The organism is Pseudomonas sp. TH32, from assembly GCF_016650855.1.
Lineage (GTDB): Bacteria > Pseudomonadota > Gammaproteobacteria > Pseudomonadales > Pseudomonadaceae > Aquipseudomonas.
In genome coordinates this window covers 5,961,513-5,975,631 of the sequence record NZ_JAEKFA010000002.1, presented here as the reverse complement: position 1 = coordinate 5,975,631, position 14,119 = coordinate 5,961,513, and the positions used below count along the sequence as shown (strand labels likewise).

The window sequence follows — 14,119 nt, the reverse complement described above, 5'->3', positions numbered from 1 at the left end:
CGCAAGAAGCACTACGGTCCCTTTCATCAGAAAAGCGCGGCATACACAAGGTCCTGTGGGAGCCGGGCTTGCTCGCGATGCAGGCGCCGCCGTGTCTCAGGCGCACCGTGTCGATACTGTCGCGGGCAAGCCCGGCTCCCACATCCACCGCTGGTCTGCTAGGCTCCCGCCCTTCTTCGCCGCCCGTCATATGAGAACCCCCGCGTGCCCGACGCCATTTTGCGCCTCGCCCTGCCCTCGCCCCTGCGCCGCCTGTTCGATTACCGGGCACCTGCCGGCGTATTGCGGTCGCAGTTGCAGCCCGGCATGCGCGTGCGGGTGCCGTTTGGCCGCCGGGAGATGATCGGCATCCTGGTAGAGGTCGCCGATCACAGCGAAGTGCCCGCCGAGAAGCTCAAGCCCGCCGTGGCCATCCTCGACACCACGCCCCCGCTGCCGCCCGCGCTGTTCAAGCTGTGCCTGTGGACCTCGCAGTATTACCAGCACAGCCTCGGCGACACCTTGAGCTGGGCGCTGCCGGTGCTGTTGCGCCAGGGCGAACTGGCCGAGGCGCGCCAGGAGCGTTTCTGGTCGATGGTGCCGGGCGCGCGCATGGACGACCCGCGCATCGCCCGCGCCCCGCGCCAGCGAGAAGCCCTGGCGACGCTGGCCCAGCACCCCCACGGCGTCGCCCATCAGCTATTAAGCAAGCTGATGCTGAGCAAGGACAGCCTGGATTTGCTGCTGGCCAAGGGTATGGTGCAAGTGGAGATCCGCAAGCACGCGCCCGGTGAGCGCCACGAACACTGGCTGGCCCAGCCGGAGCTGCCGCTCAACCCGGAACAACGCGCCGCCTGCGAGGCGATTCGCGCCGGTTTCGACAGCTTCCACGCGTTCCTGCTAGCCGGCGTGACCGGCAGCGGCAAGACCGAAGTGTATTTGCAGTTGATCCGCGAAACCCTCGAAGCCGGCAAACAGGCGCTGGTGCTGATCCCCGAGATCAACCTCGGCCCGCAAACCCTGGCGCGTTTCGAACAGCGCTTCAACGCGCGCATCGCCCTGGTGCACTCGGCGGTCAACGACCGCGAGCGCCTGGAATCCTGGCTCGCCGCCCGGGACGGCGAGGCCGACATTATTATCGGCACGCGTTCGGCGCTGTTCACCCCGATGAAAAATCCCGGGCTGATCATCATCGACGAAGAACACGACGGCTCCTATAAACAGCAGGAAGGCCTGCGCTACCACGCCCGCGACCTCGCGCTGGTGCGCGCCCGCCAGGAAAACATCCCGATTGTGCTGGGTTCGGCCACGCCCTCCCTGGAAAGCCTGCACAACGCCTACACCGGCCGCTACGGCCTGTTGCGCCTCAACGAGCGGGCCGGCGGTGCCAAGCAGCCACGCTTCCTGCGCCTGGATGTAAAAAGTCGCCCGCTGGACAGCGGCATTTCCGGGCCGATGCAACAAGCCATCGGGCAAACCCTCGCGGCGGGCCAGCAAGTGCTGGTGTTCCTCAACCGCCGGGGTTTTGCGCCGACGCTGCTGTGCCATGACTGTGGCTGGATGTCCGAGTGCAACCGCTGCGATGCGCGGATGACCGTGCACCAGCGCTCCGGCGAGCTGCGCTGCCATCACTGCGGCCATGTGGAGCGGGTGCCGCGTCACTGCCCGCAGTGCGGCAAAGTGGACTTGCGGCCGGTGGGCGCCGGCACCGAGCGGGCCGAGGAGCGCTTGGGCATTCTGTTCCCGGATTACCCGGTATTGCGGGTTGACCGTGACAGCACCTCGCGCAAGGACGCGATGAATCAGCTGTTCGCCACGATCCAGAAAGGCCAGCCGTGCATCCTGGTGGGCACCCAGATGCTTGCCAAGGGGCATCACTTCCCACGGGTGACCCTGGTGTCGATCCTGGATGCCGACGGCGGGTTGTTCTCCGGAGATTTTCGCGCCAGCGAGCGCATGGCCCAGCTGATCGTGCAGGTCGCAGGCCGGGCCGGGCGGGCCGAAGAGCCGGGCAAGGTGATCATCCAGACGCACCTGGCCGACCATCCATTGCTGATTCAACTGACAGAACAAGGCTACTTTGCCTTCGCCGAACAAGCCTTGAGCGAACGCCGCTCTGCCGGTTTGCCGCCGTTTGCGCACCTGGCGCTGCTGCGGGCCGAGGCGCACAAACCCGGGCAGGCCGAAGGTTTCCTCGATGAAGCGTGCAGCGAGGCTGAACGTTTACTGGGGGAACTGGGTCTGACCGGCATCGAGCTGCTGGGCCCCGTGCCCGCTCCGATGGAACGCCGCGCCGGCCGCTACCGCGCCCAGCTACTCTTGCAAGCCAGTGCCCGTGCCCCGCTGCATCGTTTATTAAGCAGCTGGTTACTTGCCCTGGAGCAAATGCCGAGCGGTCGCCAGGTGAGATGGTCGTTGGACGTAGACCCGGTAGATTTGTACTAACCCCCTGTGGCGAGGGAGCTTGCTCCCGCTGGGCTGCGTAGCAGCCCCAAAAAAGCCGGGAGCGCTACGCACTCCAGCGGGAGCAAGCTCCCTCGCCACAGCAAGCTCCCTCGCCACAGGTTAATCGTCCGTCAAGGTCCAGCGAAGGTTGGCAAGCCCGCCCGCGCCACGGATAATGCCCAGTTTTTCCACCTGCGCATCGCGCGCCACCGCTTGCGGTCGAAAGAGAACACGATGAAAGACACCATTCGCCAGCTGATCCAACAAGCCCTCACCCAACTCGTCAACGAAGGTGTGTTGCCTGAAGGCCTGACGCCGGCGATCCAGGTGGAAAATACCCGTGACAAGACCCACGGTGATTTCGCCAGCAACATTGCGATGATGCTGGCCAAGCCCGCCGGCCTGAAGCCACGCGACCTCGCGGAAAAAATCATCGCCGCGCTGCCGGCCGACCCGCAGGTCACCAAGGCGGAAATCGCCGGCCCTGGCTTTATCAACTTCTTCCAGAACACCCAGGCCCTGGCTTCGCGCCTGGACGGGGCCCTGGCCGACGCCAAAATCGGCGTGCGCAAGGCCGGCCCGGCACAGCGCGTAGCCATCGACCTGTCGGCACCGAACCTGGCCAAGGAAATGCACGTGGGCCACTTGCGCTCCACCATCATCGGCGACGGCGTGGCACGGGTCCTGGAGTTCCTCGGCGACGACGTGATCCGCCAGAACCACGTGGGCGACTGGGGCACCCAGTTCGGCATGTTGATGGCGTACCTGCAGGAAAACCCGATCACCAGCAACGAGCTGTCGGACCTGGAGAATTTCTACCGCGCCGCCAAGAAGCGTTTCGACGAATCCGAAGAGTTCGCCGACCGCGCCCGTGGCCTGGTGGTCAAGCTGCAAGCCGGCGATGCCGAATGCCTGGAGCTGTGGGGCCGCTTCCGCGAGATCTCGCTGTCCCACTGCCAGGAAATCTACGAGCTGCTCAACGTCAAACTGACCATGGCCGACGTGATGGGCGAAAGCGCCTACAACGACGACCTGATCAACGTGGTCAACGACCTCAAGGCCAAGGGCCTGCTGGTTGAGAGCAACGGCGCCCAGTGCGTGTTCCTCGAAGAATTCAAGACCGCCGACGGCGACCCGCTGCCGGTGATCATCGTCAAGGCCGACGGCGGCTATCTCTACGCCACCACCGACCTGGCCGCCGTGCGCTACCGCAGCGGCGTGCTGAAAGCCGACCGCGCCCTGTATTTCGTTGACCAGCGCCAGGCCCTGCACTTCCAGCAAGTGTTCGAAGTGGCGCGCCGCGCCGGTTTCGTGACCCACCCGATGCAGATGGAGCACATGGGCTTCGGCACCATGAACGGCGCCGATGGCCGCCCGTTCAAGACCCGTGACGGCGGCACCGTGAAGCTGATCGACCTGCTGACCGAAGCCCAGGACCGCGCCTACAACCTGGTGAAGGAAAAGAACCCGGAGCTGGCCGAAGCCGACCTGCGCAATATCGCCCGCGTGGTGGGGATTGGCGCGGTGAAATATGCCGACCTGTCCAAGCACCGCACCAGCGACTACAGCTTCAACTTCGAATTGATGCTCAACTTCGAAGGCAACACCGCGCCCTACCTGCTGTATGCCTACACCCGTGTGGCCGGCGTGTTCCGCAAGCTGGGCAAGGACTTCAGCGAAGTGGAAGGCCAGATCAACCTTGAAGCGCCGCACGAGCAGGAGCTGGCCGCCAAGCTGGCGCAATTCGGCGAAGTGCTGAACAGCGTCGGCGAAAAAGGCACGCCGCACATTCTTTGCACCTATTTGTACGAAGTCGCCGGTTTGTTCTCCAGCTTCTACGAGAACTGCCCGATCCTGACCGCAGACGACGAAGCCCAAAAGCAGAGCCGCCTGCGCCTCGCCGCACTGGCAGGACGGACCCTCAAGCAAGGCCTGGAGCTGTTGGGCCTGGAAACTCTGGAGCGTATGTAAGTTGGCTGCCAAGAAAAAACCTGCACCCAAGCGCGGCGCCAGCCGCTACCAGGCACCGGCGAAGAAACCTATCCCGGGCTGGATGTGGCTGGCGATTGGCCTGACGGTCGGCGCGTTTGTGGTATTCCTGATGAAACTGGACCCGGGCAAGGGCGATGACGTCAAACGGGTCAAGCAAGAGCAGCAGAAGGCCACGAAAATGGCCGAGGCGAACAAGACCGTCCCTAGCCCGACAGCGCCGGTGAAGCCGAAGTACGACTTCTACACGCTGCTGCCGGAATCGGAAGTGATCGTGCCGCCGGATGCCGTGCCGGAGAAAACCCTGCCGACGCCGCAGCCTGTGCCAACCACACCAGTGACGCCGGCGGAAGCGGCGAAAATCGACACTGCCCGGGCCCAGGCTGCGTTGGCCGGGATTACCCCGCCACCACCGCCGCCGGTTGCCACCACCAAGGCGGCGCCGGTGACCAAGTTCTTCCTGCAGGCGGGCTCGTTCCCGAAACAGGCAGATGCGGACCGTGTACGTGCGCAGATTATTCTGCTGGGGCAGGCGGTGACGGTTGAATCGGGCACCGTGAAGGATGCGACCTGGTATCGCGTGCTGGTGGGGCCGTTCAGCAACCGTGAACAGCTGACCGTGGCCCAGAAGCAACTGGCGGGCGCAGGGTTTAGCAACCTGTTGTTACAACAACGCCAAAGCCGCTGATTCCGGAAACAGCATCGGGTTAATGTGGGAGCGGGCTTGCTGTGGTGAGCGGGCTTGCCCCGCTCACCACACGTCCTACAGTTGAAATCCCCCCGCCACCCCCATATGAGTTCCATCAGGGCATTTTCGCCCCGCAGCGTGGAGACTCTCCCCTTGACCACCATCGTTTCAGTTCGCCGCCACGGCAAAGTCGTCATGGGCGGCGACGGCCAGGTTTCACTTGGCAATACCGTGATGAAAGGCAACGCGAAAAAAGTCCGTCGCCTGTACCACGGCCAGGTCCTCGCCGGTTTTGCCGGCGCCACCGCTGACGCCTTTACCCTGTTCGAGCGCTTTGAAGGCCAACTTGAGAAGCACCAGGGCCACCTGGTCCGTGCCGCCGTCGAACTCGCCAAAGAATGGCGCACCGACCGCTCCCTCAGCCGCCTGGAAGCCATGTTGGCCGTTGCCAACAAAGACGCCTCCCTGATCATCACCGGCAACGGCGACGTGGTTGAACCCGAAGAAGGCTTGATCGCCATGGGTTCCGGCGGTGGTTATGCCCAGGCCGCAGCCAGCGCACTGCTGAAGAAAACCGACCTGTCGGCCCGGGAAATCGTCGAGACTGCCCTGGGTATCGCTGGCGACATCTGTGTCTTCACCAACCACAACCTGACCATTGAGGAGCAGGACCTCGCCGAATAAGCCGCAGGCTTATTCCCGCTTGAGGACCGCCAATTACTATGTCCATGACTCCCCGCGAAATCGTCCATGAACTCAATCGCCATATCATCGGCCAGGACGATGCCAAGCGCGCCGTTGCCATCGCCCTGCGTAACCGCTGGCGCCGGATGCAACTGCCCGAAGAATTGCGCGTTGAAGTAACTCCCAAGAACATCCTGATGATCGGCCCGACCGGTGTCGGTAAAACCGAAATCGCCCGACGCCTGGCCAAGCTGGCCAACGCGCCGTTCATCAAGGTCGAAGCCACCAAGTTCACCGAAGTCGGCTATGTAGGCCGTGACGTCGAGTCGATCATTCGTGACCTGGCCGATGCCGCCCTGAAACTGCTGCGCGAACAGGAAATGACCAAGGTCAGCCATCGCGCCGAAGACGCTGCCGAAGAACGCATCCTCGACGCCCTGCTGCCACCGGCACGCATGGGCTTCAACGAAGACGCCGCGCCGAGCTCGGATTCCAACACCCGTCAGTTGTTCCGCAAGCGCCTGCGTGAAGGCCAGCTGGACGACAAGGAAATCGAGATCGAAGTCGCCGAAGTGTCCGGTGTCGATATCTCCGCACCGCCTGGCATGGAAGAAATGACCAGCCAGTTGCAGAACCTGTTCGCCAACATGGGCAAGGGCAAGAAGAAAAGCCGCAAGCTCAAGGTCAAGGACGCGCTGAAACTGGTGCGTGACGAAGAGGCTGGGCGCCTGGTCAATGAGGAAGAACTCAAGGCCAAGGCCCTGGAAGCGGTCGAGCAACACGGCATCGTGTTTATCGACGAGATCGACAAGGTCGCCAAGCGCGGTAACTCCGGCGGCGTCGATGTGTCCCGCGAGGGCGTACAGCGCGACCTGCTGCCGCTGATCGAAGGCTGCACGGTGAACACCAAGCTGGGCATGGTCAAGACCGACCACATCCTGTTTATCGCCTCCGGTGCGTTCCACCTGAGCAAGCCAAGCGACCTGGTGCCGGAGCTGCAAGGCCGTCTGCCGATTCGGGTTGAGCTGAAAGCACTGACGCCGGGCGATTTCGAACGCATCCTCAGCGAGCCGCATGCGTCGCTGACCGAGCAATACCGCGAGCTGCTGAAAACCGAAGGCCTGGGGATAGAGTTCCTGCCGGACGGTATCAAGCGTCTGGCGGAGATTGCCTGGCAGGTCAACGAGAAGACCGAAAACATCGGCGCCCGCCGCCTGCACACCCTGCTTGAGCGCCTGCTGGAGGAAGTGTCCTTCAGTGCCGGCGACATGGCGGGCGCGCAGAACGGCGAGGCGATCAAGATCGACGCCGACTACGTCAACAGCCACTTGGGCGAATTGGCGCAGAACGAAGATCTGTCTCGTTATATCCTGTAGGTCATGTGAACCCCCTGTAGGAGCCCGGCTTGCCGGTGATGGCGACCTTGAAATCGCCATCGCCGGCAAGCCGGGCTCCTACAGGATCTGCTCGGATCCCGTCATGACCAAACTACCTACCGCCATCAACCTGCACAAAGCCTCCAGGACCCTGGGCCTTACCTACGGTCCCGACGAGGTCTATCAGCTGCCCGCCGAATTCCTGCGGGTGCACTCCCCTTCCGCCGAGGTCCAGGGCCATGGCAAACCGATCCTGCAATTCGGCAAGCTCAATGTCGGTTTGACCAAGATCGAACCCGCCGGCCAATACGCACTGAAATTGACCTTCGACGACGGCCATGACAGCGGATTGTTCACCTGGGACTACCTCTATCAACTAGCCGTGCGTCAGGACGCGCTGTGGGCTGACTATCTTGCCGAGCTGAAAGCCGCCGGAAAAACCCGCGACCCGAGCCAGTCGGTCGTGCGGCTGATGCTCTAGCTCAGGCCTTTTGCTCATTAGTGGGCATTTTCTAATTCCATCTGCTTGAATGCCCCTCTGTCGTGGCCAACGATTGGCCCGCTTGCGAAAAAAATTAAACTCGGGTAACCAATGGAACTGGCAAGTTCCCTGCATTTGACGATGCGGTATTAACGGTCACCCGAGCAGTAGTACCAGGCTGTGCTGTGTGGCAAGTAGTGGTACACAGCGGTACCCGGTACTCGTCTGTCGGACAATGGAGCGTCGTAGATGAGTAACAAGAACAACGATGACTTGAAACGCCAGGCCTCGGAAAACACCCTGGGGCTGAACCCGATCATCGCGTTACGGAAAAAGGATTTACTGGCATCCGCTCGGATGGTGCTGACCCAGGCCATCAAACAACCGTTGCACAGCGTCAAGCACGTCGCGCATTTTGGCGTCGAATTGAAGAACGTGGTGTTCGGCAAATCACAGCTGACACCGGAGAGCGACGACCGTCGTTTCAACGACCCGGCGTGGACCCAGAACCCGCTCTACAAACGTTACCTGCAAACCTACCTGGCGTGGCGCAAGGAGCTGCACGACTGGATCGCCGACAGCAACCTGTCGGAACACGACATCAGCCGCGGCCACTTCGTCATCAACCTGATGACCGAAGCCATGGCGCCCACCAACAGCGCGGCCAACCCGGCGGCGGTCAAACGCTTCTTCGAGACCGGTGGCAAAAGCCTGCTGGATGGCCTGTCACACCTGGCCAAAGACATGGTGCACAACGGCGGCATGCCGAGCCAGGTCAACATGGGCGCCTTTGAAGTGGGCAAAAGCCTGGGCACCACCGAAGGCGCCGTGGTGTTTCGCAACGACGTGCTGGAGCTGATCCAGTACCGGCCGATCACCGAGCAGGTGCACGAACGCCCGTTGCTGGTGGTGCCGCCGCAGATCAACAAGTTCTATGTATTCGACCTGAGCCCGGACAAGAGCCTGGCGCGCTTCTGCCTGCGCAATAACCAGCAGACGTTTATCGTCAGCTGGCGCAACCCGACCAAGGCCCAGCGCGAGTGGGGCCTGTCGACTTATATCGAGGCGCTCAAAGAAGCGGTGGATGTGGTGACGGCGATCACCGGCAGTAAAGACATCAACATGCTCGGCGCCTGCTCCGGCGGCATCACCTGCACCGCGCTGCTGGGCCACTACGCGGCGCTGGGCGAGAAGAAGGTCAACGCCCTGACCCTGCTGGTAAGCGTGCTGGACACCACCCTGGACACCCAGGTGGCGCTGTTCGTCGACGAGCAGACCCTGGAGGCGGCCAAGCGCCACTCCTACCAGGCCGGCGTGCTGGAAGGCCGCGACATGGCCAAGGTGTTTGCCTGGATGCGCCCCAATGACCTGATCTGGAATTACTGGGTCAACAACTACCTGCTGGGCAACGAGCCGCCGGTGTTCGACATCCTGTTCTGGAACAACGACACCACCCGCCTGCCCGCCGCATTCCATGGCGACCTGATCGAGCTGTTCAAGAACAACCCGCTGGTGCGCGCCAATGCCCTGGAAGTGTGCGGCACGCCGATCGACCTGAAGCAGGTGACCGCCGATATCTACTCCCTGGCCGGTACCAACGACCACATCACGCCGTGGCAGTCCTGCTACAAGTCGGCGCAGCTGTTTGGTGGCAAGGTGGAGTTCGTGCTGTCCAGCAGCGGGCATATCCAGAGCATCCTGAATCCGCCGGGCAACCCCAAGTCGCGCTACCAGACCAGCGATACGATGCCGGGCAAAGCGCTGGACTGGCAGGAAAATGCCACCAAGCACACTGATTCATGGTGGCTGCACTGGCAGGCGTGGCAGGCGCAGCGGTCGGGCAAGCTGAAAAAAGCGCCGACCGCACTGGGCAATAAAGCGTACGCAGCAGCTGAAGCGGCGCCGGGCACTTACGTACACGAAAGGTAGGCTGGAACGGGATCTACTGTAGGAGCTGGCTTGCCTGCGATGGCATCAACTCGGTGTGCCAGATACACCGCGGTGTCTGCATCGCAGGCAAGCCAGCTCCCACACTGACCGTTTTCCGGCAGGGAAATAGCGCCATTTCACAGGGTACGAGCATGCCGCAACCGTTCATCTTCCGTACCATCGACCTGGATGGCCAAGCCATCCGCACGGCGGTACGCCCGGGCAAGCCTCACTTGACGCCGCTGCTGATTTTCAACGGCATCGGCGCCAACCTTGAGCTGGTGTTTCCGTTCGTCCAGGCCCTGGACCCGGACCTGGAAGTGATTGCCTTTGATGTACCGGGGGTCGGCGGTTCGTCGACGCCCAGCCGGCCTTATCGTTTCCCTGGCCTGGCCAAGCTCACCGCACGCATGCTCGATTACCTGGACTATGGCCAGGTCAACGCGGTGGGAGTTTCCTGGGGCGGGGCACTGGCGCAGCAGTTTGCGTATGACTACCCGGAGCGCTGCAAGAAGCTGATTCTCGCCGCCACCGCCGCCGGTGCCTTCATGGTGCCGGGCAAACCCAAAGTCTTGTGGTTGATGGCCAGCCCCCGGCGCTATATCCAGCCGTCCCATGTGGTGCGCATTGCGCCGATGATCTACGGCGGCTCCTTCCGCCGGGATTCGAAACTGGCCGCCGAACACGCCAGCAAAGTGCGTTCGGCGGGCAAGCTGGGTTACTACTGGCAACTGTTCGCCGGGCTTGGCTGGACCAGCATCCACTGGCTGCACAAGATCAAGCAGCCGACCCTGGTGCTGGCCGGCGATGACGACCCGCTGATCCCGCTGGTCAACATGCGCATGCTGGCCTGGCGCATTCCCAACGCCCAACTGCACATCATCGACGACGGTCATCTGTTCCTGATTACCCGGGCCGAGGCCGTGGCGCCGATCATCATGAAGTTTCTGCAGGAGGAACGCCTGCGGGCGGTGATTCACCCGCAACCCGCGCTTTAGACGGTGGCGGTCAGGACGACCGCACCGCGCAACTTGGCCAGAACCGACTATGGTTCTGAATTGGCGTGCTTGTTGATGGCTTGACGAAGGAGTGTTGGCGCATGCGAGAAAGACCCGTATCGAACCCGGTGCCCACACCCGCCGCGTTCATCAATATTGAAAGTGCGATCACCGGCCTGCGCGGCCGGGATCTGCTGTCGACCCTGCGCAGCGTCGCCGCACACGGCCTGCGCAACCCGGTGCACACCGCCCGTCACGCCCTTAAGCTGGGCGGGCAATTGGGCCGCGTGTTGCTGGGGGAAACGGTGCACGAGCCGAACCCGGCCGACAGCCGCTTCGCCGACCCGACCTGGCAGCTCAACCCGTTTTATCGGCGCAGCCTGCAAGCCTACTTGAGCTGGCAAAAACAAACCCGCCACTGGATCGACGACAGCAACCTCAGCCCCGACGACCGGGCACGGGCGCACTTTGCCTTTGCCCTGCTCAACGATGCGGTGTCGCCGTCCAACACGTTGCTCAATCCGCTGGCAATCAAGGAGCTCCTCAACTCCGGCGGCAACAGCGTGGTGCGTGGCGTCAGCAACCTGTTCGACGACCTGCTGCACAACAATGGCCTGCCGCGTCAGGTCACCAAGCAGGCCTTTGAAGTGGGCAAGACGGTAGCCACCACGCCCGGCTCGGTGGTGTTTCGCAATGAGCTGCTGGAGTTGATCCAGTACAAGCCCATGAGCGAAAAACAGTACGCCAAGCCGCTGCTGGTGGTGCCGCCGCAAATCAACAAGTACTACATTTTCGACCTGAGCCCGAACAACAGCTTCGTCCAGTTCGCCCTGAAAAATGGCCTGCAGGTGTTTATGGTCAGCTGGCGCAACCCGGACGTACGGCATCGGGAGTGGGGCCTCTCCACCTACGTCGCCGCCCTGGAAGAAGCGCTGAACGTGTGCCGCGCAATCACCGGCGCCCGCGAGGTCAACCTGATGGGCGCCTGCGCCGGAGGCCTGACCATCGCCGCGCTGCAAGGCCATCTACAGGCCAAGCGCCAGCTGCGCCGCGTCTCCAGCGCCAGCTACCTGGTGAGCCTGCTGGACAGCCAGATCGACAGCCCCGCCACCCTGTTCGCTGATGAGCAGACCCTGGAAGCCGCCAAGCGCCGCTCGTACCAACAAGGCGTACTCGACGGCCGGGACATGGCCAAAGTGTTCGCCTGGATGCGCCCCAATGACCTGATCTGGAATTACTGGATCAACAACTACCTGCTGGGCAAGGAACCGCCGGCGTTCGACATCCTGTACTGGAACAACGACAACACCCGCCTGCCCGCTGCGCTGCATGGCGACTTGCTGGACTTCTTCAAACACAACCCGCTGAGCCACCCCGGTGGCCTGGAAGTCTGCGGCACGCCTGTCGACTTGCAGAAGGTCACGGTGGACAGCTTCAGCGTGGGCGGGATCAACGACCACATCACGCCGTGGGATGCGGTGTACCGCTCCACCCAACTGCTGGGCGGCGACAAGCGCTTCATTCTGTCCAACAGCGGGCATATCCAGAGCATCCTCAACCCGCCGGGCAACCCCAAGGCCAACTACGTCGAAAACCTCAAGCTGAGCAGCGACCCGCGCGCCTGGTACTACGACGCCAATCACGTCGAAGGCAGCTGGTGGCCCAATTGGCTGGCGTGGGTCCAGCAACGCTCCGGGGTGCAGCGCGAAACCCTGACCGCCCTGGGCAACCAGAATTACCCACCGATGGAAGCGGCGCCGGGCACGTATGTGCGGGTCCGCTGAGCCCAACGACGATTTTAAGAAGACTGGATGAAGACCCGCGACCGTATCCTTGAATGTGCCTTGCAGTTGTTCAACCACAAGGGCGAGCCGAACGTGTCGACCATGGAGGTGGCCAATGAAATGGGGATCAGCCCGGGCAATCTCTATTACCACTTCCATGGCAAGGAGCCGCTGGTGCTCGGGCTGTTCGAGCGTTTCCAGGCCGAGTTGGCGCCGTTGCTCGACCCGCCTGAGGACGCTCAACTGGCGGCCGAGGATTACTGGCTGTTCCTGCACCTGATCGTGGAGCGCATGGCGCACTATCGGTTTCTGTTCCAGGACTTGTCGAACCTGGCGGGACGCTTGCCGAAACTGGCCAAGGGCATTCGCAACCTGCTGACGGCGCTCAAGCGCACGCTGGCCTCGTTGCTGGCCCGGCTGAAGACGGACGGGCAATTGGTCAGTGATACCCAGGCATTGGGGCAGTTGGTGGAACAGATCACCATGACCCTGCTGTTTTCCCTGGACTACCAACGGATTCTCGACCGTGAAGGTGAGGTGCGAGTGGTGGTGTACCAGATCATGATGCTGGTGGCGCCGCACTTGCTGATGCCGGCGAGGCAGGCAACGGAGCGTTTGGCGCTGCGTTACCTGGACGACGCGGACTAAATGGCTATGTGTCGCTCTGTAGACCCCATCAATAAAAAAGCCCGACCTTCGCAGGCCGGGCTTTTTTGTGTCCCGTAAAAATCAGGACTGACTGGTAGGCGTCGGGGTTGCCGGCGTTGCAGTCGGGGTTGCAGCAGCAGGCGTCGGTGGAGTGACCGAGTTGGTCGCCGGTGCCGGGGTTGCAGGCTTGGCCGCGACCGCTGGCTTTGGCGCTGCTGGTTTTTGGCTACGGCAGGCTTCTTCGCCGCGGCCGGTTTTGCAGCAGGCTTGGCCGCTACAGGTTTTGCAGCCGCAGGTTTGGCAGCGGGTTTGGCAGCAACCGGCTTGGCTGCAGGTTTCGCAGCAGCTGGCTTGGCAGCAGGCTTCGCTGCAGCAGGTTTAGCGGCTGCAGTTTTCGCCGCGGGCTTGGCGGCCGGTTTGGCTGCTGCTTTTGCTGCCGGCTTGGCTGCGGGTTTTGCCGCAGGTTTTGCAGCTGCTTTAGCGGCCACTGGTTTAGCGGCAGGCTTGGCGGCCGGTTTAGCCGCTGCGGTTTTAGCCGCTGGCTTGGCCGCCGGTTTTGCGGCAGCTTTGGCAGGCGCTTTGGCCGCTGGCTTGGCGGCCGGTTTGGCGGCGGCCTTGACCAGAGGTTTGGCGGCGGTTTTTGCAGCAGGCTTGGCAGCAGCCGTTTTCGCGGCTGGCTTGGCAGCCGGTTTGGCCGCTGCAGTTTTAGCCGCAACGGGCGCCGCTTTAACGCCGGTGAGTTTTTCGATTTGCCGGGTCAATGTATCGACCTTGCTGTGCAGCGCTTTCACTTCAGTACGGCTAGGCACGCCCAGTCGCGAAATGGCACTGTTCAGGCGCTTGTCAAAAGCCCCTTCCAGTTCGCCCCACTTGTCGCTGATACGTGATTTGGCAGAACCGGCGGAAGCCTTTGCCGCATCGACTTGTTTACCCACTGTGCTCTTGGTCAACTTCTCGGCCTTCTCGCCGTCTTTAACCAAAGTCTCGAAGTATTTGCCGCCGTCACTGCTCACCTTCGAGTACACGCCTAAACCAGCCAGCCAGATCTTGCGGGAGTATTTTTCAACTTCCCCGATCCACGAGCTGCCTTCTTTATCAGTAGTCTTTTTAACAGCCAT

General features: G+C 62.4%; 10 protein-coding genes and 1 pseudogene. 10 read left to right on the top strand and 1 reads right to left on the bottom strand.

Annotated features, from left to right (window positions below):
* Positions 1–204: 204 nt before the first annotated feature.
* From JFV30_RS31060 to JFV30_RS31015, 10 genes are all read left to right on the top strand, one after another.
* Positions 205–2,424 (top strand): primosomal protein N', encoded by a 2,220-nt coding sequence (locus JFV30_RS31060; protein WP_201125959.1) that lies wholly within the window; start codon positions 205–207, stop codon positions 2,422–2,424.
* Between the two features lie 234 nt (positions 2,425–2,658).
* Positions 2,659–4,395, top strand: coding sequence for an arginine--tRNA ligase (argS, locus tag JFV30_RS31055; protein ID WP_201125958.1), 1,737 nt, complete (start codon positions 2,659–2,661; stop codon positions 4,393–4,395).
* A 1-nt stretch (position 4,396) separates the two neighbouring features.
* Positions 4,397–5,101 carry an SPOR domain-containing protein gene (locus JFV30_RS31050; protein WP_010169192.1) on the top strand — a complete coding sequence of 235 codons (705 nt, stop codon included), beginning with the start codon at positions 4,397–4,399 and terminating at the stop codon, positions 5,099–5,101.
* 153 nt (positions 5,102–5,254) lie between these two features.
* On the top strand, positions 5,255–5,785 hold the full coding sequence (gene hslV / locus JFV30_RS31045; RefSeq protein ID WP_003209323.1) for an ATP-dependent protease subunit HslV: 531 nt from the start codon (positions 5,255–5,257) through the stop codon (positions 5,783–5,785).
* A gap of 38 nt (positions 5,786–5,823) precedes the next feature.
* Positions 5,824–7,161, top strand: a complete 1,338-nt coding sequence (gene hslU, locus JFV30_RS31040) for an ATP-dependent protease ATPase subunit HslU (protein WP_010169189.1) — start codon at positions 5,824–5,826, stop codon at positions 7,159–7,161.
* A 103-nt stretch (positions 7,162–7,264) separates the two neighbouring features.
* A complete protein-coding gene (locus JFV30_RS31035; RefSeq protein WP_003209319.1) occupies positions 7,265–7,642 on the top strand; it encodes a gamma-butyrobetaine hydroxylase-like domain-containing protein in 378 nt (125 codons plus the stop codon).
* A gap of 249 nt (positions 7,643–7,891) precedes the next feature.
* Positions 7,892–9,571 carry a class II poly(R)-hydroxyalkanoic acid synthase gene (gene phaC / locus JFV30_RS31030; RefSeq protein ID WP_201125957.1) on the top strand — a complete coding sequence of 560 codons (1,680 nt, stop codon included), beginning with the start codon at positions 7,892–7,894 and terminating at the stop codon, positions 9,569–9,571.
* A 152-nt stretch (positions 9,572–9,723) separates the two neighbouring features.
* Complete coding sequence (gene phaZ, locus JFV30_RS31025; protein ID WP_010169185.1) at positions 9,724–10,569, top strand: poly(3-hydroxyalkanoate) depolymerase; 846 nt, start codon at positions 9,724–9,726, stop codon at positions 10,567–10,569.
* Positions 10,570–10,670: 101 nt separating this feature from the next.
* Positions 10,671–12,353 carry a class II poly(R)-hydroxyalkanoic acid synthase gene (phaC, locus tag JFV30_RS31020; protein WP_201125956.1) on the top strand — a complete coding sequence of 561 codons (1,683 nt, stop codon included), beginning with the start codon at positions 10,671–10,673 and terminating at the stop codon, positions 12,351–12,353.
* A gap of 27 nt (positions 12,354–12,380) precedes the next feature.
* On the top strand, positions 12,381–13,001 hold the full coding sequence (locus tag JFV30_RS31015; protein WP_010169183.1) for a TetR/AcrR family transcriptional regulator: 621 nt from the start codon (positions 12,381–12,383) through the stop codon (positions 12,999–13,001).
* Positions 13,002–13,231: 230 nt separating this feature from the next.
* Here JFV30_RS31015 and JFV30_RS31010 read toward each other — a convergent pair.
* Positions 13,232–14,119, bottom strand: a pseudogene (locus JFV30_RS31010) (phasin family protein); the annotation flags it as partial.